Origin of the sequence: Microbacterium sp. DWRC1-3 (genome assembly GCF_049896645.1) — a bacterium.
In the GTDB taxonomy this organism is placed as follows: Bacteria; Actinomycetota; Actinomycetes; order Actinomycetales; family Microbacteriaceae; genus Microbacterium; species Microbacterium maritypicum.
The window spans coordinates 2,356,395-2,376,059 of the sequence record NZ_JAFCUS010000001.1 but is presented as its reverse complement, the minus strand read 5'-3'; the positions used below and the strand labels follow the sequence as shown (position 1 = coordinate 2,376,059).

18 protein-coding genes are annotated in these 19,665 nt (G+C 65.2%); 12 read left to right on the top strand and 6 right to left on the bottom strand.

Annotated features, from left to right (window positions below; all coding sequences use genetic code 11):
- Window positions 1-34 precede the first annotated feature (34 nt).
- Both dnaN and dnaA read right to left on the bottom strand, forming a co-directional pair.
- Window positions 35-1,177: a DNA polymerase III subunit beta gene (dnaN, locus tag ACP699_RS11530; protein ID WP_055871541.1), complete on the bottom strand. Its 1,143-nt coding sequence runs from the start codon at window positions 1,175-1,177 to the stop codon at window positions 35-37.
- A gap of 496 nt (window positions 1,178-1,673) precedes the next feature.
- On the bottom strand, window positions 1,674-2,942 hold the full coding sequence (gene dnaA / locus ACP699_RS11525) for a chromosomal replication initiator protein DnaA (RefSeq protein WP_372446043.1): 1,269 nt from the start codon (window positions 2,940-2,942) through the stop codon (window positions 1,674-1,676).
- A gap of 439 nt (window positions 2,943-3,381) precedes the next feature.
- On the opposite strand from dnaA, the gene rpmH reads away from it, so the two are divergent.
- From rpmH to ACP699_RS11470, 11 genes are all read left to right on the top strand, one after another.
- Window positions 3,382-3,519, top strand: coding sequence for a 50S ribosomal protein L34 (rpmH, locus tag ACP699_RS11520; RefSeq protein ID WP_013584598.1), 138 nt, complete (start codon window positions 3,382-3,384; stop codon window positions 3,517-3,519).
- 6 nt (window positions 3,520-3,525) lie between these two features.
- The gene (rnpA, locus tag ACP699_RS11515) at window positions 3,526-3,882 is read left to right on the top strand and encodes a ribonuclease P protein component (RefSeq protein WP_031205843.1); all 357 of its coding nucleotides are present in this window, start codon (window positions 3,526-3,528) and stop codon (window positions 3,880-3,882) included.
- Window positions 3,879-4,229, top strand: coding sequence for a membrane protein insertion efficiency factor YidD (yidD, locus tag ACP699_RS11510; RefSeq protein ID WP_302793955.1), 351 nt, complete (start codon window positions 3,879-3,881; stop codon window positions 4,227-4,229). The genes rnpA and yidD overlap by 4 nt, the downstream gene beginning before the upstream one ends.
- A 3-nt stretch (window positions 4,230-4,232) precedes the next feature.
- Complete coding sequence (gene yidC, locus ACP699_RS11505) at window positions 4,233-5,303, top strand: membrane protein insertase YidC (protein ID WP_426171216.1); 1,071 nt, start codon at window positions 4,233-4,235, stop codon at window positions 5,301-5,303.
- Window positions 5,300-5,791 (top strand): protein jag, encoded by a 492-nt coding sequence (locus tag ACP699_RS11500; RefSeq protein WP_017829909.1) that lies wholly within the window; start codon window positions 5,300-5,302, stop codon window positions 5,789-5,791. The genes yidC and ACP699_RS11500 overlap by 4 nt, the downstream gene beginning before the upstream one ends.
- Window positions 5,792-5,827: 36 nt before the next feature.
- Window positions 5,828-6,451, top strand: coding sequence for a 16S rRNA (guanine(527)-N(7))-methyltransferase RsmG (rsmG, locus tag ACP699_RS11495; protein ID WP_151487394.1), 624 nt, complete (start codon window positions 5,828-5,830; stop codon window positions 6,449-6,451).
- 2,001 nt (window positions 6,452-8,452) lie between these two features.
- The gene (locus ACP699_RS11490) at window positions 8,453-9,328 is read left to right on the top strand and encodes a ParA family protein (protein WP_229778783.1); all 876 of its coding nucleotides are present in this window, start codon (window positions 8,453-8,455) and stop codon (window positions 9,326-9,328) included.
- Complete coding sequence (locus ACP699_RS11485) at window positions 9,328-10,299, top strand: ParB/RepB/Spo0J family partition protein (RefSeq protein ID WP_082524311.1); 972 nt, start codon at window positions 9,328-9,330, stop codon at window positions 10,297-10,299. The genes ACP699_RS11490 and ACP699_RS11485 overlap by 1 nt, the downstream gene beginning before the upstream one ends.
- Before the next feature lie 60 nt (window positions 10,300-10,359).
- A complete protein-coding gene (locus tag ACP699_RS11480; protein ID WP_200942495.1) occupies window positions 10,360-11,808 on the top strand; it encodes a sugar porter family MFS transporter in 1,449 nt (482 codons plus the stop codon).
- A 9-nt stretch (window positions 11,809-11,817) separates the two neighbouring features.
- On the top strand, window positions 11,818-12,153 hold the full coding sequence (locus tag ACP699_RS11475; protein WP_017829903.1) for a hypothetical protein: 336 nt from the start codon (window positions 11,818-11,820) through the stop codon (window positions 12,151-12,153).
- Window position 12,154: 1 nt separating this feature from the next.
- Window positions 12,155-12,685, top strand: coding sequence for a GrpB family protein (locus ACP699_RS11470; RefSeq protein WP_426171211.1), 531 nt, complete (start codon window positions 12,155-12,157; stop codon window positions 12,683-12,685).
- Between the two features lie 89 nt (window positions 12,686-12,774).
- Here ACP699_RS11470 and trxA read toward each other — a convergent pair whose 3' ends face one another.
- The 4 genes from trxA to ACP699_RS11450 form a co-directional block, all read right to left on the bottom strand.
- Window positions 12,775-13,098, bottom strand: a complete 324-nt coding sequence (gene trxA, locus ACP699_RS11465) for a thioredoxin (RefSeq protein WP_017829901.1) — start codon at window positions 13,096-13,098, stop codon at window positions 12,775-12,777.
- A 64-nt stretch (window positions 13,099-13,162) separates the two neighbouring features.
- A complete protein-coding gene (gene trxB / locus ACP699_RS11460; RefSeq protein WP_426171209.1) occupies window positions 13,163-14,143 on the bottom strand; it encodes a thioredoxin-disulfide reductase in 981 nt (326 codons plus the stop codon).
- Between the two features lie 119 nt (window positions 14,144-14,262).
- Window positions 14,263-15,879 carry a murein biosynthesis integral membrane protein MurJ gene (gene murJ, locus ACP699_RS11455; RefSeq protein WP_055871507.1) on the bottom strand — a complete coding sequence of 539 codons (1,617 nt, stop codon included), beginning with the start codon at window positions 15,877-15,879 and terminating at the stop codon, window positions 14,263-14,265.
- Window positions 15,872-18,052, bottom strand: a complete 2,181-nt coding sequence (locus tag ACP699_RS11450) for a DUF6049 family protein (protein ID WP_426171206.1) — start codon at window positions 18,050-18,052, stop codon at window positions 15,872-15,874. The genes murJ and ACP699_RS11450 overlap by 8 nt, the downstream gene beginning before the upstream one ends.
- A 97-nt stretch (window positions 18,053-18,149) precedes the next feature.
- Between ACP699_RS11450 and ACP699_RS11445 the strand changes: the two genes are divergently transcribed.
- Window positions 18,150-19,661 (top strand): DUF7059 domain-containing protein, encoded by a 1,512-nt coding sequence (locus ACP699_RS11445; protein WP_426171204.1) that lies wholly within the window; start codon window positions 18,150-18,152, stop codon window positions 19,659-19,661.
- Window positions 19,662-19,665: the final 4 nt, after the last annotated feature.

Here is a 19,665-nt window from a genome sequence, read left to right as displayed (position 1 = left end):
GGGAACGTTTCGGGTAGGGAGGTAGCGGAGAGGATCAGCGCAGGAGCAGGTTGGGCTGAAGCAGGTACTTGAACGAGTCGAGGCCGGCCTGGTCCACGGAGGTCTGACTCGTGATCAGCACCGGGCTGAGCTTGTTGGCGTTGTCGCTCGAGGTGAACGTCACGCGGACGAACTCGCTCTTCACCGCGCCGAGGGCCTCGATGAGGTACTGCGGGTTCAGGCCGAGCGTGACCTCGTCGCCGCCGGAGAGGATCGCATCGACGGACTCGGAGGCGCGTGCGTGGTCTCCCCCGGAAGCATCCATGGTGACGCTGTCGCTGGAGAAAGTGAAGCGCAGCGGGGCAGCGCGATCGAGAACGAGAGAAACTCGGCGGACGGCCTCGACCAGGTCGGCCGTGTTGACGACCGCGTAGTGATCCGTCTGCTCCGGGAAGAGTCGGCGAACGGGCGGGAAATTGCCCTTGATCAGGAGAGAAGTGACGGTCTTGTTTCCCGCGGTGAAGGCGATGATCTCTCGGTCGCCTGCTCCGGAGAAGGCCACCTGGATCGTGCCGGCGTGACCGAAGGTCTTCCCCACTTCGAGGAGCGTGCGTGCGGGAACCAGTGCGGTGGCCTCGACGGCTTCGCCGTCCCACGGCACATCCCGCAGCGAGACGCGGTAGCGGTCGGTCGCGACGAGGCTGAGGTTGTGTCCGGAGACTTCGAGCTGCACACCGGTGAGCACGGGGGTCACGTCGTCACGCGACGCGGCGAATCCGACCTGGGAGATGGCGGTGCCGAAGTCGTCGGCGGGAACCACACCGGAAGAACCCGTCACCTCGGGGATCGACGGGTATTCCTCGACCGGCATGGCAGCGAGTGTGAACCGTGCGGAGCCGCAGGTGACGGCGATGCCGCCGTCTTCCTCGACCGCGATCTCGATCGGAGCGTTCGGGAGGCGGCTCGCGATGTCGGAGAGCAGCCGGCCGTGGACCAGAATCGTGCCGGGTGTCTCCACCGTGGCTTCGATGGTCGTCCGCGCGGATGCTTCGTAGTCGAAGGCGGAGAGTGTCAGACCGGAACCATCGGCTTCGATCAGGACTCCGGCCAGGATCGGCTGGGGGTTGCGCTGCGGCAGAAGCTTGACGACGAACGAGACAGCCTCGCTGAAGACATCGCGGTTGACCTGAAACCTCACGGGTGCTCCCTTGTCGTCGAACTGTGACGCGTTGTCGTCTGCCCTGCCGGTGCAGGGCTTCCCATGCTAGCCCCACACTCCGGCGTATCCCTACGCCGAGGTTCTTGTCGTTCGTCCGGCGGTTCTCCCCACCGTCTGGTGATCGGATCGCGCCTTGAATGACTTAACTCCTTAACGGTGTTAACAGCTGTGGATACTGTGGATAAGTCGGTGGATAGCAAGAGCGAGTAGGGAACTACACAGTTGTCAGTTGTGGAAACCCTGAGGAATCCGGGGGCTGGGGGGTTGTGGGCCGAGGACCGCCCTCCCAGAGTTATCCACAGGTTTGGGTGATCAACCCACATTCGTCCCGACCGAATCCACTTTCATCCACAAGTTATCCACATGTGCATAGAGGCATCTATCCGAGGATCAGAACCCCTGTCCGTGTCACAAAAATGGGGAGGACGGCACCCGATCAGGTGCTGTCCTCCCCATTTCTCGGAGACGCGGCGTGTCAGCGTCGGCCGAGCTGCGTGGTGATCTCTGTGACCTGGTTGTAGATGGAGCGTCGCTCTTTCATGAGCTCGCTGATCTTCTTGTAGGCGTACATGACGGTCGTGTGGTCGCGGTTGCCGAAGAGCTGTCCGATCTTGGGCAGCGAGAGGCTGGTGCGCTCACGGCACAGGTACATCGCGATCTGTCGGGCGGTGGCGATCTGCTGCGAACGGCTGGAGCCGTACAGGTCGTCGACGGTGAGCTTGAAGTACTGCGCGGTGGCGGTGATGATGTCGGTCGGCGAGATGATGTTGTCCTCGGCCGTGTCGATGATGTCTCGGAGCACGGTCTGCGCGAGGGAGATGTCGAGCGCGGAGCGGTTCAGGCTGGCGAATGCCGACACACGGATGAGTGCGCCCTCGAGCTCGCGGATGTTCGACGACACCACGGTCGCGATGTACTCGAGGACCTCGTCGGGGATGTGGAGCGCCTCACTCTGTGCCTTCTTCCGGAGGATCGCGATACGCGTCTCGAGGTCGGGCGCCTGCACATCGGTGATGAGACCCCACTCGAAGCGGCTGCGCATCCGGTCTTCGAACCCGGTCAGGTGCTTCGGGGCGACATCGCTGGTGATGACGACCTGCTTGTTGTGGTCGTGCAGCGTGTTGAAGGTGTGGAAGAAGGCTTCCTGGGTCTCGGCTCGTCCCTGGAGGAACTGGATGTCGTCGATCAGGAGGATGTCGACGTCGCGGTATCGCGCCTGGAACGCGGCACCGCGGTTGTTCGCGATCGAGTTGATGAAGTCGTTCGTGAACTCCTCGCTCGAGACGTACCGCACCTTCACTCCTGCATAGAGGGACTGTGCGTAGTCGCCGATCGCGTGGAGGAGGTGCGTCTTGCCGAGGCCCGAGTCGCCGTAGATGAACAGAGGGTTGTACGCCTTGGCCGGCGCTTCGGCGACAGCGACCGCCGCGGCATGAGCGAAGCGGTTGGACTGCCCGATGACGAAGTTGTCGAAGGTGTACTTCGGGTTCAGGCGGGACTCATGGCGCAGCTGCGTCGGCTGCTCCATCGGGGACTCGACGCGCACCTGCTCGTGCCGGCCGAAGTCGCCGACGGCGATCGGTGCCGTCTGCTGCTCGGCCAGTTCGTGATTCACGACGACGCGGTAGGAGGTGACCTCTTCACCGATGTGGGAGAGGGCCTCCATGATTGGCAGGCGCAGTCTCTTGTTGATCTGCGCGGCTGTGAGGTCGTTCGGCACCTCGAGGTAGAGGGTGGCCGACATGACACCGGCCGGGACGGCCAGGCTCAGGAAGCCCTGCAGTTGCGGGGTGACTCGATCGTCGTCGACCAGAAGCTCCTGCACCGTGGTCCAGATGGGGACGTCGGGCTGGGCAGGTGATGACATGACGCTCCGGACGAGTGATCGAGGCGGGGTCGACGTGCTGTTCCCCCTGTGGATAACTTAGGATGCCACGGTAGTCATCCCGGCTGTGAACGGCAACCTGCCCTTGAAAATACGCGCGCGTGTTGCACCTGCCGGGCGTGGTCCGGTTGTGGATAATGGCTGTGCGGTTCGTACCGGGAGACCACCACGTGAGCGCGCAGATTTGCTCTGTGCGTCGGTAAGACGTACCCTTACTTGGTTGACTTATGCCATTTTTGGCAGTACCCCATGTCTCCGGTCGCAGTGAACCCGGTGGCAGCATTCCCGGAGTGATTCCATGAGCAAGCGCACCTTCCAGCCCAACAACCGTCGTCGCGCCAAGAAGCACGGCTTCCGTGCCCGCATGCGTACGCGTGCAGGCCGCGGCATCCTCGCTGCCCGCCGCGCGAAGGGCCGCACCGAGCTCTCTGCGTAGTCTGCTGTGCTCGCCCGCCCGTATCGGCTGACCCGCGGGAGCGACTATCGTCTGGTCGTTCGTCGCGGTTCCCGTTGTGGCGGGGCGCGCGTCATCACCTCGATGTTGACGACGGGCGAGAGCAGAGCTGCGAGGTTCGGATTCATCATCAGCAAGCAGGTGGGCACCGCTGTGGTGCGCAACACCGTGCGTCGTCGGCTCAAGGCCGTGTGCGCGGAGGCGCTCCCGCGAGTTCCCGAGGGCACGGATGTCGTCATCCGTGCCCTTCCTGCGTCTGCCACCGCATCGTTTGCCGAGCTTCGTGCCGATGTCGATCGCTGTCTGAGCAGGCTGACGCCGGCGTCCGACGCGGTGTCGGCATGAGCGCCCTTCCGGCTTCGTCGGTCGGGACTGCGCATCTTCGCTCGCAGGACCTGGTGCGCAGCATCCCCGTGATCCCCCGCAATCTGGTGCTGGGGTTTCTGACCGCGTATCGCAAGGTGATCTCCCCGATGTATGGAGATGTCTGTGCGTACTACCCCAGCTGTTCCGCCTACGCTGTAGGTGCGGTGCAGCAGCACGGCGCAGTGAAGGGAGCGGCGCTCTCGGCATGGCGCATCCTCCGCTGCAACCCCTGGACCACCGGCGGCGTCGATGACGTCCGTCCGCACGACCACTTCCGCTACGACCTGACCGCACACGGTTTCGTCGTCCCTTCCCGAAAGGACTGAACGGTGGGTCTTGACCTTCTGCTCGCCAGCACCACCCCCAGCGATGCGCCCGCGGCGGGTGGCTTCGACCTGATCGGCACGATCCTGTGGCCGCTCAAGTGGGTCGTCGAGATGATCCTCGTCGCCTGGCACTGGCTTCTCACCGCTGTCGGTCTGCCCGCGGCATCCGGTCTGACCTGGGTACTCTCGATCGTCGGTGTCGTCATAGTCGTCCGTGCCGCTCTGATCCCGCTCTTCGTGAAGCAGATCAAGAGCCAGCGCAAGATGATGGAAATCGCTCCTGAACTGCGGAAAGTCCAGGAGAAGTACCGCGGAAAGAAGGATCAGCTCTCTCGTGAGGCCATGAGCCGCGAGACCATGGGCCTCTACAAGAAGCACGGCACGACGCCGATGTCGAGCTGTCTTCCGCTGCTGGTCCAGATGCCGATCTTCTTCTCACTCTTCAGTGTGCTGAGCGATGTGAAGAAACACGCCGTCGATGGTGTCGGTGGAGTCGGTTTGCTGAGCGCTGAGCTGACAAAGGAGTTCTACGACGCGAAGCTCTTCGGTGTGGCGTCGTTGCACGAGACACTGGGCGACGCGGTCGATGCGCAGAACACCACGGCGATCATCATCCTGGTCACCCTCGTCGTTCTGATGATCGGCTCGCAGTTCTTCACTCAGCTGCAGATCATCTCGAAGAACCTGTCTCCGGAAGCTAAGACCGGCCAGGCGTACCAGATGCAGAAGATCATGCTCTACGTGCTGCCGCTCGGCTTCATCTTCTCGGGCATTTTCTTCCCGCTCGGTGTCGTCGTGTACTGGTTCATCTCGAACCTCTGGACCATGGGCCAGCAGTTCCTCGTCATCCGCGAGATGCCGACTCCCGGTTCGGAAGCCGCCAAGGCTCGTGAAGAGCGTCTGGCACGCAAGGGCAAGGCGCTCGACTCCTCGGGAAAGGTCGTCCCGATGGCCGCCTACGAGGCAGAGCAGCAGCGTCTGCTCGAAGAGGCTGAGAAGGCGAAGGCAGAAGCACCGAAGCGCCAGCAGCCGGTAGGTAAGAAGCGCGCGAAGAAGAAGGGGAGCGGTTCATGAGCGAAACCATGACCGACAACGCCGAGCCCACCGTGGCTCAGCTCGAGAACGAAGGCGACGTCGCCGCGGACTACCTCGAGGAGCTCCTCGACATCGCCGATATCGACGGTGACCTCAACCTGGATGTTCGTCAGGGACGTGCCTATGTCTCGGTCGAGGCCGAAGGCGATGCGCTGTCAGTGCTCTCCGCTCCGGAGACGGTCCAGGCGCTGCAGGAGCTGACGCGCCTCGCCGTGCAGAGCAAGACCGGCTCGTTCTCGCGACTGATCCTCGACATCGCCGGCTCCCGCGACACTCGTCGCCGTCAGCTGGAAACCCTGGTCGACGCCGCTGCCGCGAAGCTCGATGAGGGCTCGTCCCAGGCATCCCTGCCTTCGATGTCCAGCTACGAGCGCAAGCTGGTGCACGATATCGCTGCGGAGCGCGGTCTGGTCTCCGAGTCCTACGGTGAGGGTGCTGACCGTCACACGGTTCTTCGCCGTCGTTGATGTTTCACGTGAAACATCGCTCGATCGGAGCCACGCATGAGTGAGCTGGAGCCTGAACCTTCTGTCGCCGCAGATCTCTTCGGAGACCGCATCGATGTGGCGCGATCGTTCACTGCAGCTCTCGCTCGCGAGGGCGAGGAGCGAGGACTCATCGGGCCGCTCGAGCTGCCACGGCTCTGGACGCGACACATCCTCAACAGTGTGATCGCTGCTCCTCTCTTCCACGGCTCCGTCGCTGATATCGGCTCCGGTGCTGGACTTCCTGGGCTGGTGCTCGCGATCGCCCGCCCGGATGTGCAGTGGACGCTGGTCGAACCGATGGAGCGGCGGATCACCTGGCTCAACGAGCAGGTCGATGCTCTGGAACTCGCCAACGTCACTGTTCTTCGTTCTCGTGCGGAGGACGTGCAGCCCGGGGATGGCTTCGATGTCGTGACTGCTCGAGCCGTCAGCGCGCTGCGTACCCTGATCCCGTTGACTGCTCCGCTGGTACGAGACGGCGGCGAGCTCGCGCTCCTCAAGGGGATGAACGCACCGAACGAGATCGATGCGGCTCAGAAGCAGATCAAGAAGTTCCGGCTGTCAGATGTGAGGGTCGAAGTGTTGGGGGAGGGTGTCCTCCCCGAGACCACTCGGGTGGTTCGCGCCCGCGTTCGCTAGCTTCGTTATTACAGGTAGGCGGGGTGTTTCACGTGAAACACCCCGCTTTCCGTGTCTAGGGGATGGGTGTCAGGGCGTCGCACGGCGCTGATGACGAGTTTTCGACCTGATTGTTCGTCGGATGCTGGATCCTTCGTCTAGCTTCGTTCGCCCGGGCCGATGAGACCTCACCCTGCAGAGTTGATCGCCATCGCCATCGCCATCGCGATCGGCGCCGGATCAGGCGCTCTCCTGCTCTGGGCGCGCTTAGACGTCCTTCATGGCAGGTTGGTTCGTCGGCACTGCCCCATTCGGATGTTGAGGTCGTTTGGCATGTTTCACGTGAAACATGGGCACCATGTTGCTTCCAGCCGTGAACCTGGGTGTGTGGAGGTGCATCGCCGGTCGATCGAAACGCGCGTGAGGGCGATGACATCGGCAGGGTGGGATTCCGTCAGGAACGAGTGTAGAAGGGATGCGGGTCTGCGGTGCGGGTGCTGGCACTGGTGCTGGCACTGCTGATGCGTTGCTGCCGCTCCAGACGCTGCTGTTGCGGCGGACGCTGCTGATCGTACGGACAGGGTTCGTCGGATTGGTGCGCGTTAGCGGGCTCTGTGGAGGGAGGTCACTGCGAGATCGGAGGCGTATCATGTTCGGTTTCACGTGAAACGCTGACGTACCTGACGTACCTGACGTACCTGACGTACCTGACGTACCTGACGTACCTGACGTACCTGACGTACCTGACGTACCTGACGTACCTGACGTACCTGACGTACCTGACGTACCTCTGACGTACCTGACGTACCTGACGTACCTGACGTACCTGACGTACCTGACGTACCTGACGTACCTGACGTACCTGACGTACCTGACGTACCTGACGTACCTGACGTACCTGACGTACCTGACGTACCTGACGTGCCCGACGTGCCCGACGTGGTCTGCCTGGTGTGCGGTGCGATCTGGTGCCATGGGCGTCTCAGAGATTTCTGCGGCTGGAGAACCCTGGTGTGCGGGCTACCCCGCTCGCCTCCACTGTTTTCGAGCATCAAGGGATGCATGTTTCACGTGAAACGTACCCATCCGATCGCCGTCTCTTGGTGTGAATGACCCCTCTACGCAAGGCCGCCGCAAAAAGTAGCGTGGAGAGTGATGCAGACATGGCGGGAAGGTGGGGGAGGGGTGGCTGTCCCTATCCCATGAGCGGTAGAGGCCAGCGGCTGCGGCGACAGCCGCCTCCTGGGTGCGCCTCTCTTGCGTGCGCTGCTCCTACGTTCAGGCGACTCCTGATCACGGATCTTGTGCAGCGCGGTCGGCTTGGAGAGGGTGACGCGTCGTCAGGTTGCAACGCCAGAGCGACGGGGCCGGCTCGGATCTCTTGAGAGCTTGTTGAACGGCGCGAGGTGGATACCATCCAGGAGTCATGTCGGTGGCCGCGGGGATCCCCTCGGGCGTGTACGGCCACCCAACACATGTTTCACGTGAAACGGCGTCGATGGTGCCATGGGTGTTCCTACGTGTTCTCACTGCGCCAGTATCCCTTCGGTTGTCAGCCGGCATGAAACGCGCACTTCCGTGCGAGTGTGTGGCGGCCCGATCGGCAGACGTGTGTGGCGATCCGTGTGTGCAGTCCGCAAAGGGTGATGTGGGGGAGGAGGGATCAGGACCAGAGGAGCGCAAGCGCTCGGGTCACGCCGCGGGCCCAGCGTCATGGGAGGTCCGACGTGAACGGGCGTCTCACGCACCGCTTGTCGCATGGACGCGGCGTACCTACGGGGGTAGACAGCCCCCGGACGCGACCGTTTCACGTGAAACATCGACGTTCCTGCTCAAAGCGACCGTCAACCGGACGCGAGTTCCGGTGGCGTTCCCTACCCCAGGCATCCAGGAGGACGCGCACCGTGCGCCCCTCCGTCATCGAACGTCACTCCCAGCGATTAGAGTGGAACGCGGCCCCGAAAGGAGTGGATGTTTCACGTGAAACAATCCGAGAAGACGTCATCGAACGGATCGTTCGGGATGGATACACCGCTTGCGCGGGAACTCGCTGACCTCTCCGCCCGTAGGCGCGCACTCGAGGCCGCCACCGTCGAGTTCACCGGGGAAACCCGCGTGCTGACCGTGTCGAATCAGAAGGGCGGTGTGGGGAAGACCACCACCGCCGTGAACATCGCCTCCGCCCTGGCAGGAATGGGCGCGAAGGTCCTGGTCATCGATCTGGATCCGCAGGGCAACGCCTCCACAGCATTGGGTGTGCCGCATAGCGCCGAGGTCCCCAGCGTCTACGACGTGTTGATCGATGAGTTCCCGCTCGCGGACATCATCCAGGAGTCCCCGGAGGACTCGAACCTCTTCTGTGCGCCGAGTACCATCCACCTCGCGGGTGCAGAGATCGAGCTGGTTGCACAGGTTGCTCGAGAGCATCGCCTACGTCGTGCCCTTGAGGTGTATCTCGCCGACCACCCGATGGACTTCGTCATCATCGACTGCCCTCCATCACTGGGGCTGCTCACCATCAACGCCTTCACGGCGGCGACAGAGGTCTTCATCCCCATCCAGTGCGAGTACTACGCACTCGAGGGACTGAGTCAGCTGCTCGGGAGCATCCAGATGATCCAGAAGCACCTGAATCCCGTCCTTCATCTCTCCACGATCCTGCTGACCATGTTCGACGGTCGCACACGCCTCGCGCAGCAGGTCGCGGAAGAGGTCCGCACACACTTCCCGGAACAGGTGCTGGAGACGGTCATCCCGCGTTCGGTCCGGGTATCGGAGGCCCCGAGCTTCGGGCAGACCGTGATCGCGTACGACGGTCAATCCGCTGGCGCGATCGCCTACCGTGAGGCCGCCGTTGAGATCGCATCGCGCACAGCGACGCAGAGCAAGGAGAAATGATGGCGAAGCGCACTGGGCTGGGCCGGGGTATCGGCGCCCTCATCCCCACGACCGATCAGTCGGAGCGTCCTGTCGACGTGTTCTTCCCTGGCGCGAGCCTGCGACAGGCGAATGCGGAGGCTGTCCCCGAGGTCGAAGCCGACGCCGCCGAACTCGAGGTCGTCCCCGGCATCCACCTGATCCAGGTCGATCCGAACACGATCGTCGCCAACCCCCGTCAGCCGCGAACGCACTTCAACCCCGAAGATCTCGCCGAGCTCGTTCACAGCGTTCGTGAGTTCGGTGTGCTCCAGCCCGTCGTCGTCCGCAAGAACAGCGAGGGCCAGTACGAGCTCATCATGGGGGAGCGACGTACCCGTGCTGCTCGTGAGGCCGGGCTCGAAGTGATCCCCGCGATCGTCCGCGAGACCGCCGACGAGGATCTCCTCCGTGACGCCCTGCTGGAGAACCTCCACCGTTCAGAGCTGAACCCGCTGGAAGAGGCCTCGGCCTACCAGCAGCTCCTCGAGGACTTCGGAATCACGCAGGAGGAGCTGGCCACACGCATCGGTCGCTCACGTCCGCAGATCAGCAACACGATCCGGCTCCTGAAGCTCCCTGTACCCGTGCAGCAGCGGGTCGCGGCCGGGGTGCTGACCGCGGGGCACGCGCGAGCCATCCTCAGTCTCGAGACTCCGGAGTCTATGCAGCGTCTCGCGGACAAGGTCGTGAACGAGGACCTCTCGGTGCGCGCCACCGAAGAGGCCGCCAAGTCGCAGCCCAGCGCCGGCAAGTCCGTCAAGCCGACCCCCGGTGCGCGCCGCGCATACCTCGACGAGGTGGCCGGCAAGCTCGGTGACCGACTCAACACCCGCGTGAAGATCGCTCTCGGCGCACGGAAAGGCCAGGTCACGATCGATTTCGCTTCCATCCAGGATCTCAATCGCATCCTGGAGGAGATCGGAGAGAGCGGTTACGGCTCGTCGAAGTGAGGCCCCGGCCACGGCAGCGCTAGCCTAGACTCGCGTCATCGTGACGACGAGGGGGATGTCATGTCGAGTACAGCCGGTCCAGTAGCCATCAAGCGCCGTGTGATCGCGGTGAGCATCGCGGCCGCGTTGGGTGGTTTCCTCTTCGGATTCGACACGGCCGTGATCAACGGCGCCGTGGATGCCCTTGCCGGTGACGTCTCCGGGTTCGATCTCGGCACGGCCCTGAAGGGCTTTGCCGTCTCCTCCGCTCTCATCGGTTGCGCGGTGGGTGCCTGGTTCGCAGGACCGGTCTCCAACAAGTACGGACGCATTCCCGTGATGGTCGTCGCAGCGGCGATGTTCTTCATCTCCGCTATCGGCTCTGGTCTCGCCTTCAGTGTCGTCGACCTCATCATCTGGCGAGTCATCGGTGGACTCGGTGTCGGCGCGGCCTCGGTCATCGCGCCGGCATACATCGCTGAGGTGTCGCCGGCAGCCGTGCGGGGTCGCCTCGGATCCCTGCAGCAGCTCGCCATCGTGACCGGTATCTTCGCTGCGCTGCTCTCAGACGCGCTGCTCGCCGGTCTCGCCGGTGCAGCGGATCAGCCGTTGTGGGGTCTCACGGCCTGGCGGTGGATGTTCATGGTCGCGGCTATCCCCGCGTTGGTCTACGGGCTCATGTCTCTTCGGCTCCCGGAGTCTCCGCGGTACCTGGTGCGCAAGGGAGAGCTGAAAAGGGCGGCTGAGGTTCTCGAAACCGTCACCGGTACCGTCGACGTCCAGGGGAAGATCGACGAGATCACCGGAACCATCGACACCGAACGCTCCGAGTCTCTGCGCGACCTGCGCGGCAACCGTCTGGGACTGAAGCCGATCGTCTGGATCGGCATCCTGCTGTCGGTCTTCCAGCAGTTCGTGGGCATCAACGTCATCTTCTACTACTCGACCACGCTCTGGCAGTCGGTGGGTTTCGACGAGTCCAGCGCATTGCTCACCTCCGTCATCACCTCTGTCACGAACATCGTCGTGACGATCGTGGCGATCCTGCTGGTCGACAAGATCGGTCGACGGATCATGCTGCTGGTGGGCTCGGTGGGGATGACCGTGACCCTCGGCCTCATGGCTGTGGCTTTCTCGTTCGGCACGCTGGACGCGCAGGGGACGGCGACACTCCCCGACCCCTGGGCCACCATCGCGCTGGTCTGCGCGAACGGATTCGTCGTGTTCTTCGGCGCGAGCTGGGGCCCGCTCGTGTGGGTTCTGCTCGGCGAGATCTTCCCGAACTCGATCAGAGCCGGCGCCCTCGCGGTGGCCGCTGCGGCGCAGTGGGTCGCGAACTTCTTCATCTCCACGACGTTCCCGGCCTTCGCGGAGATCGGACTCACCTTCGCCTACGGCTTCTACGCGTTCTTCGCGCTTCTGTCGTTCTTCTTCGTCTTCTTCAAGGTGCCGGAGACCAAGGGGAAAGAGCTCGAGGAGATGACAGAGAACATGAAGGTGCAGCGCCGGAGGGGTCCCCAGCCGACGTAGGCTTGAAGCATGACCGAGTCCGTACAGCGTCGCGCCAGCCTGGAAGTGCTGCGGGCCGAAGCGGCCGACGAACTCGCGGTCCTCATCCAGGAGCGCCTGCTCGGAGGCGAGGATCCGTGGGAGTTCATGGAGGAGCTCCCGAGCGTCGACGAGCTCGTCGTCTACCTTCTTCGCGCAGACAATATCAATGCGAATGACGGCGTGCGTCCCAACGCGGCCCGACACTATCGTGTGCTGCGACAGATCGCACTGGAGTACCCGGAGCTGACCTCCGCCGTCTGGGGCCTTTTGGACGAGAAGCAGCGCCACCGCCGCTGGGATCCGTCCGTCGCCGACGCCTCCTGACGTGGAGGCAGTCCTCGATCCGTACGATCCGGCCTGGCCGGACACCTTCCGGAGGGTCGCGGCAGAGCTGCGGACGCAGGGGAACCCGAACTGGATCGTCGAGCACATCGGCTCTACCAGCATCCCGGGGATGAGTGCCAAGCCGATCATCGATGTCGCGGTGCGGATCGCCGACGAGGAGGACCTCGACCGGCATCTGCCTGCCCTCGAGACCGTCGGGTGGCGGCTCGGGAGCGGAGTGCGAAGCCACCAGGTCATGGTCTTCGAGGAGGACGGCGTGCGCACTCGAATCGCCCACTTCTTCGAGGCGTCCGGGTGGGATGAGGTGAACCAGAGGATCCTTCGGGACTGGCTGCTGCAGAAACCGGAAGATGCCGAGCTCTACGAACGCGCGAAGCACGCTGCTGTCGATGCCTCGCGAATGGGCGAGGAGTCATACAACGCGGGCAAGACCGCAGTGATCCAGCTCCTCGTCGATCGAGCCCGTGCTGCCCGTGGACTATTACCCGTCTCGGTGTACGACAAAGACTGACGGAGAGGCGCATCGCGCACGACACGGGGCACGGAGACGAAGAAAGGGCCGTACCTCCCCGGGAGGTACGGCCCTTTCGAATCGCAGGATCAGCCGATGAAAGCGGCGAGGTCCTTCTCGAGAGCGAACTTGGGCTTGGCGCCGATGATGGTCGTCTTGACCTCACCACCGTGGAACACCTTCATCGCCGGGATCGACGTGATCTGGTACTTCATCGCCAGCTCGGGGTTCTCGTCGACGTTGAGCTTGAGGATCGTGATCTTGTCGGGGTTGTCGGCCTGGATCTCGTCCAGAACCGGCGCGACCATGCGACACGGACCGCACCACTCGGCCCAGAAGTCCACCAGCACGGGACCTTCGGCCTGCAGAACGTCCTGCTCCCAGGTCGCCTGGCTCGTAGCCTTTGCACTCATCAGAGTTCTCCTTGATTCGAGGTTCGTCTGCTACAACAGCCGACGAGGGAAAAGTGTTCCCGGCCTATGCCCTGGCGGTGAGGATCTCGGCGGCCTCGGCGGCCGGGACCTCCACAGACGCGTCCTCCAGGTCTGCGAGGAAGTGCTCCGCATCGAGCGCGGCGACCGTGCCGCTGCCGGCAGCCGTGATGGCCTGACGGTAGGTGGGGTCGATGACGTCACCCGCAGCGAAGACACCCGGAACCGAGGTCTTCGACGAGCGTCCGTCGACCCAGATGGTGCCCTCGGGCGTCAGCTCCAGCTTGTCGTGCACGAGGTGCGTGCGCGGGTCGTTGCCGATCGCGATGAAGAGCCCGTCGAGCGGGAGGTCACGGAGCGTGCCGTCGACCGTGGAGCGCAGCTGCACGCCCGTCACGGAGTCGACACCGAGGACCTCGGCGACCTCGCTGTTCCACACGAACTCGATCTTCTCGTTCGCGAAGGCGCGCTCCTGCATGATCTTCGAGGCCCGCAGGGTGTCCTTGCGGTGGATGACGTAGACCTTGTCGGCGAAGCGCGTGAGGAACGTGGCCTCTTCCATCGCGGAGTCGCCGCCGCCGACGACGGCGATCGTCTTCTCGCGGAAGAAGAAGCCGTCGCACGTGGCGCACCAGGAGACGCCGTAGCCGGAGAGGCGCTCCTCACCGTCGATGTTGAGCTTGCGGTAGGCCGAGCCCGTCGCGTAGATCAGCGACTGGGTCTCGTGCTCCGCACCGCTGCCGAGGATGACCTTCTTGACGGGGCCGTCGAGCTGCAGCTCGGTGACGTCGTCGTAGACGACCTCGGTGCCGAACTTCTCCGCCTGCTCCTGGAACTTGGCCATGAGCTCCGGTCCCTGGATGCCCTCGGGGAAGCCCGGGTAGTTCTCCACCTCGGTGGTGTTCATCAGCTCGCCGCCGACCTCGACCGAGCTCGCGATGAGCAGCGGCTTGAGGTTCGCCCTGGCGGCGTAGATGGCAGCCGTGAATCCGGCGGGGCCGGAGCCGATGATGATGACCTGACGCATGTGCTCTCCGTCTTTGAAACTGCAGTCGAATGACCTTCGAGTGCTTCAACCCATGGTAACCGCGAGGCATTCCCCGCACACTGTGTGCCGCCGGACTGGGAGAAGGCTCTGGGCGCCGATCAGCGACCGGGGAGGAAGCGACGGACCAGCGCGCGGCCGGCCGTGAGCTCGGGGGCACGCATGATGGCGAGGATCGCGATGTAGACGATCACGACGGCGAGGCCGACCATCGCGGTCGCGAGGGTGGCGGGGATGACGCCGGAGGTGGCCCAACCCGTGGTGCCGCCGAGAAGCTGGAACGTTCCCCATCCGGCGGATCCTGCCGGGATTGCGGCGATCGTGAAGCGACCGATGGCCGTGATCCACGAACGAATCCTCAGACCGCCGATCTTCTTGTGCAGCAGCCAGGTGGCGACGATCGTCTGCAGGATGCTCGCGATCGACTGGCCGAGGGCGATCGCCGCGGCGAGAGAGGTGAGAGGGATGATCCCGGCTTCGCGCAGACCGAGCGCGGCCAGGGCGGTGACCACGATGAGGACGCACTGGAAGATCGTGAACCAGAACGGGGTCTTCGTGTCGTCGTAGGCGTAGAAGGTGCGCTGCACGATGAAGAGGATCGTGAGAGGAATGAGCCCGACGAGGTAGGCGAGCAACACCATTGCGGCCGCTTGGGCGTCTTCGGCGGACTCGGTGAACACTCGAGACGCCGGGATGGCCGCGGCGGCGACGGCCGCGGTAGCCGCGACGATGAAGAACAGCAGCGTGCGGATGCTCTGCGCGATGTCGGCGCGGACGTCGTCGTCGCGACCGGCAGCCGCGTGCGCGCTGATCTGGGTGAAGTAGGGGGTTCCGATCGAGAGCACGATGACGGAATACGGGAGCATGAAGATCAGCCACGCGTTCGCGGTCACGGTGGCGGAGGCACCGAGACCGGCGACCTCACTGACGATGTAGCCCTGGAGAACTCCGGCAGACAGGCTCGCGAAAGCCATGAGGAAGGTCCAGCCGGCTAGGCGGCCGACGTTGCCGAGACCGACACCGCGCCAACGGAAGTCGGGCTTGAGAGCGAGGCCCGTGCGACGCCAGAAGATGAGCAGGACGACGGCCTGCAGTGCGATGCCCAGCGTGGCCGTGCCGCCGAGCAGGGTGATCATCTCCGGCGTCCAGTCGGTGGCCTTCGTGGAGACGGGACCGAACAGCGCGCCGAGCGCGAGGAAGCCGACGATCGAGACGATGTTGTTGACGACAGGCGCCCAGGTGAAGGGGCCGAAGATCTTCCGCGCGTTGAGGGCTTCGCCCAGCATCGCGTAGAGACCGTAGAGGAGGATCTGAGGCAGGCACCAGTAGGCGAGTGCCGTGGCGAGGGCGAGGGTGGCCTCGGTCGCTCTACCGGCGACCAGGTGCACCAGCCACGGTGCCGCCGCCGTTGCGATTCCCGTCACCACGACCAGGACGACGGTGCCCAGGGTGAACAGCTTCGAGATGAAGGCATTGCCGCCGTCGGCATCCGCCGTCGCCTTGACGATCTGGGGGACGATGACCGCCGTGAGGATTCCGACGGAGATCAGGGAGAAGACGCTGTTGGGCAGCTGATTCGCGTAGGTGAACGCATCAGCCGCCTGCGACCCGAGAGAGCCGATCACCGCGACGAGCACGATGCTGCGCAGCAGACCGGTCAGGCGGGAGACGAGGGTGCCCGCGCCGATGATGGCGCTCGCGCGGCCGAGGCTACTCATTCTTGTCTTCGGTCGCGGTGGCATCCGGTCGTGTGTGCACGGCACCCTCTTCGAGCGTCTCGATCTCGGCTTCGACGGCGGCCTCTTCGGCTGCTTCGTGGCGCTTGCGGCGCACGGTGCGGATCACGCCGAGCGCGATCAGGACGACGGCGAGCCCTCCGAAGACGATCAGGCCGATGGTCTCCCACTCGGCACGGACGGCGACCCGGATCTCCTCCTGGCCTTGGATCTGCACGCCGGTGGGGCTGTACAGGCTGAGCCGCAGGTCGACTTCGCCACTGCCGACGCGTGCCGACACGGGGACCTTGACCCGCTTGGTGGAGTTGGCCTCGACCACCGTCTCCGTCATCGGTGTGACATCAAGACGAGGGTCGGTCGGCGAGACGAAGAGCTGAACCGTCACCGGCCACGGAAGGTCGTTGCGCACGGCGATGGGCAGGTCGGCGTTGGCGGTCAGCAGCTGGATGGTGCTGGACGGCGGTGTGCTCACGGCGCTCAGCGTCTGCGTGGTGCGCTTCTGGTGCTTCTCGACGTTCTTGGCGAAGGCGCTCGCCGGTGTCCCGACGGCCAGCGTGCGCAGGATGCGGATGCGCTCGGGGCTCAGCAGGACCTGCGGATCACTGAGCATCGATGAGAAGGCGGTGAGTGCTGCTTCGTCGGCGAGGAGGTCGGTCACCGCTGTGGCTCGTGCCGGGTCGGCTTGGGCTGTGACGGAGGCGGGGGTCGCCGGAGTCGCACGCAGCGCCGACAGCTCGAAACCGATCGAGTCGGCGGAGGAGATCGCGTCGCGCAGCGCATCGGCGTCACGGTTCTCATCACGGTCGAGACCGATCAGCAGCGGAGCACCGGCCACGCGATCCGCTGCCAGCAGGAGCAGGGCGGATGCCTCGGCGAGCAGACGCTGGCGATCCACCTGATCGGACTCGGCCGCAACCTCCGACAGGGACTCGGACAGAGCGGTGTCCGTGACCAGCAGGTCGTTTCCGCCGGCAGTGGCGTGCGCCGCGCTCTGTCCGCCGACGGCGGTGGAGGAGACGATCGTGGTCGTGCCCTCACCGAAATACCTCGTGAAAGCGGCCAGGTCATCCTCGCTGAGCTCGTCGTCCGGCCACAGGATCTGAGCGAGCGCGCCGTCGATCGCGGTGAGTTCCTCGTCGTCGGGCAGCTGTGGTGTTCCGGTCGGGCCGGGCGTCGGCTCGGGTGTCGTGGTCGGGGTGCCGGTCGGCGCAGGCGTGGCCGGGGTCTGCGAGAAGTTCGCCGCGTCGAGGAACGGGGCCAGCGTCGTCGGCTGCAGGAGTTCGGGCAGACCCGCTTGCGACTGGGCCGCGGCATCAGCATCCCCGAACTGCAACGCGAACCGCGCATTGGGCAGGGCATCGAGGCGACGGAGCCAGTCCTGGGCGCTCTCGGGTGCCGCGGAACCGAGAGCGCGGATGGCCGCGACGATGGCGGGATCGATCGCAAGGACCGCGGTGGTGCCCGCCACACCGTCGAGCTGAGCGGTGAGAGCGCCCTCGGGGCCGGTGAGGGCAGCGAGCTCGTCCGAACTGAGCAGAGCACCGCCCTCGGGCGTCGCCGTGATGGGGACGAGCACCCCGACCTGAGCGGTCTGAGAATCGGCGACGACCAGCACACTGGTGGCGGTGGTCGCCGCTGCGTCATCGTCGTCGGTGTTCTGCGTCTTCGCGCCGGTGAGCTCCGCCCGCAGCGGGTAGACGCCCGGAGCGAGGGCCCCGAGGGTCTCGGCCGGCACGAAGACCGTGGTCATGGCCGATTCTCCGGCATCGAGGGCTGCCGTCGTGTCGGAGCCGATGGCGTCGAACTCGCCCGGGGCCGTGCCGTCGTCGAGCCAGCTCGCGACAGAGGCCTCATCCGTCAGCGGCGTCCTGCTGAGCTCCACCTGCACCTGACCGCCGGAGAGCTTCGACTCGGTGTCGTTCTGCACCGTGAGCATCGCCGTGGTCGCGGAGCCGGGGGCGACGAGGCCGCGCAGGCCCGCAGAGATGTGGAAGCCCACCCGTGCATCGTCGTCCGCACCCGATGCCCCGGCTGCACTGGCCGCGCTCGGTACGACGACCGCGCAGGCGCCCAGCACGATCGCGAGAACAGCGGTCCTGCTTGCGAGCCTTCGAAGGCGCGCACGGAGGCCGTGCTCGGGGGTGATCGCGGTCATGGAGGTCTTCCTCGAACGCCCGGAGACGGGCTGATCGTGAGTACTGACCTCCCGATTCTAGGAGGCGCAGGGAAAGAGAACCCTGAAGACGCGTAGAGTGACGGCCGTGTCCGACACCCCCGCACCGCTCCCAGACCCCCTTCGCTGCGCCGCGCTCGCTGCCGATCTCGACGCCGCCGACCTCCGTTCCGAGCCGCTTCGTCGTCTATGGGGCGAGGAAGCGGACGACGCTCTCGCGCGCGGCATGCACGAGCCGATCCTGCGCGCCATCGCCGGCGACTCCGGCGTGCTGGCGACGCTCGGGCGGTTGCTCGTGCTCGGGAAGCCGCAGCCGCGGGCGGCCGTCGCCGCCGCGTTGCCGCACCTCGGAGTGGACGGGCTCGTGGCTCTCGGACTGGGCACGTCCGACGCCGAAACGGTGACCCCGACCGCGCTGCTGCGTCCGCAGTCTTTCGTCGATGCGGATGGTGTCGGGGAGTGGTGGATCGCCAGCGACCTGGACGAGGTGGCGCTCGATGGCCCTCTTCCTGCCGACCATGTGCTCGGGGTCGGGGGAGCGTCGCGCACGCTCGCTGAGACGATCGTTCCCATCCAGGTCGATCGGGCTCTCGATCTGGGCACCGGCTGCGGTATCCAGGCGCTCCTCGTCGCCCGTCGCGCCGGCACGGTGATCGCGACCGACATCTCGCAGCGCGCCCTGGCCTTCGCGGAACTCAACGCCCGCCTCAACGGGGTGGTCAACATCGAGTTCCGGCACGGCAGCATGTTCGAGCCCGTCGCGGGAGAGGCCTTCGACCTGATCGTCTCCAACCCGCCGTTCGTCATCACGCCGCGGGTGGAGGGGGTCCCGGCCTACGAGTACCGAGACGGCGGACTGGTGGGCGATGCCCTGGTCGAGCAGTTCGTGCGGAGCGCGCCCGCGTATCTGACGCAGAACGGCATCGCGCAGCTGCTCGGCAACTGGGAGTCCAGGTCCGGCATCACCGGCCTCGCCCGTCTCGAGGCCTGGGTGCCGAGCGAGCTCGACCTCTGGGTGATCGAACGCGAGGAGCTGACCCCGCTCGGCTATGCCGAGCTGTGGATCCGTGACGGGGGGACGACGCCGCGCGACCCGGCTTTCACACCGCTGCTGACCGCCTGGCTCGACGACTTCGCCGCCCGAGGCGTGACGTCGATCGGCTTCGGCTACGTGCTGATGCGCCGCGGGGCATCGGAGCATCCGCTTCGGCGCACGGAGAGGATCGCCCAGCAGGTCTCGAACGTCGGGACCGCTCTGGGCACGGGCCTTGCCGCCCACGACGTGCTCGCCGAGGGTATTCCCTCGACCCTGGTGACGGCTCCGGACGTGACCGAGGCGCGGCACCTGCTGCCGGGTAACGACGACCCCAGCGTCATCGAGCTGCGACAGGGCGGTGGTTTCGCCCGCACGGTGAACGTCGATCCCGCGCTCGCCGGGTTCGTCGGCGCCTGCGACGGCGAACTCACCGTCGTGCAGATCGCTTCGGCGCTGGCCGACCTCTTCGAGGTGCCGCTGTCGGATCTGTGGGCGGAGCTCGAGCCCCGCATCCGCTCCCTGGTGCTCGACGGCATTCTGGTGCCGGGGGAATAGTCCC

Excerpts from the sequence above, each read along its gene's own strand:
- ACP699_RS11500 (WP_017829909.1), top strand. The coding sequence starts at position 5,300 with ATGAGCGAAACCATGACCGACAACGCCGAGCCCACCGTGGCTCAGCTC.
- ACP699_RS11485 (WP_082524311.1), top strand. The coding sequence starts at position 9,328 with ATGGCGAAGCGCACTGGGCTGGGCCGGGGTATCGGCGCCCTCATCCCC.
- ACP699_RS11475 (WP_017829903.1), top strand. The coding sequence starts at position 11,818 with ATGACCGAGTCCGTACAGCGTCGCGCCAGCCTGGAAGTGCTGCGGGCC.
- rpmH (WP_013584598.1), top strand. The coding sequence starts at position 3,382 with ATGAGCAAGCGCACCTTCCAGCCCAACAACCGTCGTCGCGCCAAGAAG.
- ACP699_RS11490 (WP_229778783.1), top strand. The coding sequence starts at position 8,453 with ATGGATACACCGCTTGCGCGGGAACTCGCTGACCTCTCCGCCCGTAGG.
- ACP699_RS11450 (WP_426171206.1), bottom strand. The coding sequence starts at position 18,052 with ATGACCGCGATCACCCCCGAGCACGGCCTCCGTGCGCGCCTTCGAAGG.
- ACP699_RS11480 (WP_200942495.1), top strand. The coding sequence starts at position 10,360 with ATGTCGAGTACAGCCGGTCCAGTAGCCATCAAGCGCCGTGTGATCGCG.
- trxB (WP_426171209.1), bottom strand. The coding sequence starts at position 14,143 with ATGCGTCAGGTCATCATCATCGGCTCCGGCCCCGCCGGATTCACGGCT.
- rsmG (WP_151487394.1), top strand. The coding sequence starts at position 5,828 with ATGAGTGAGCTGGAGCCTGAACCTTCTGTCGCCGCAGATCTCTTCGGA.
- murJ (WP_055871507.1), bottom strand. The coding sequence starts at position 15,879 with ATGAGTAGCCTCGGCCGCGCGAGCGCCATCATCGGCGCGGGCACCCTC.
- yidD (WP_302793955.1), top strand. The coding sequence starts at position 3,879 with ATGAGCGCCCTTCCGGCTTCGTCGGTCGGGACTGCGCATCTTCGCTCG.
- trxA (WP_017829901.1), bottom strand. The coding sequence starts at position 13,098 with ATGAGTGCAAAGGCTACGAGCCAGGCGACCTGGGAGCAGGACGTTCTG.
- dnaA (WP_372446043.1), bottom strand. The coding sequence starts at position 2,942 with ATGTCGGCCACCCTCTACCTCGAGGTGCCGAACGACCTCACAGCCGCG.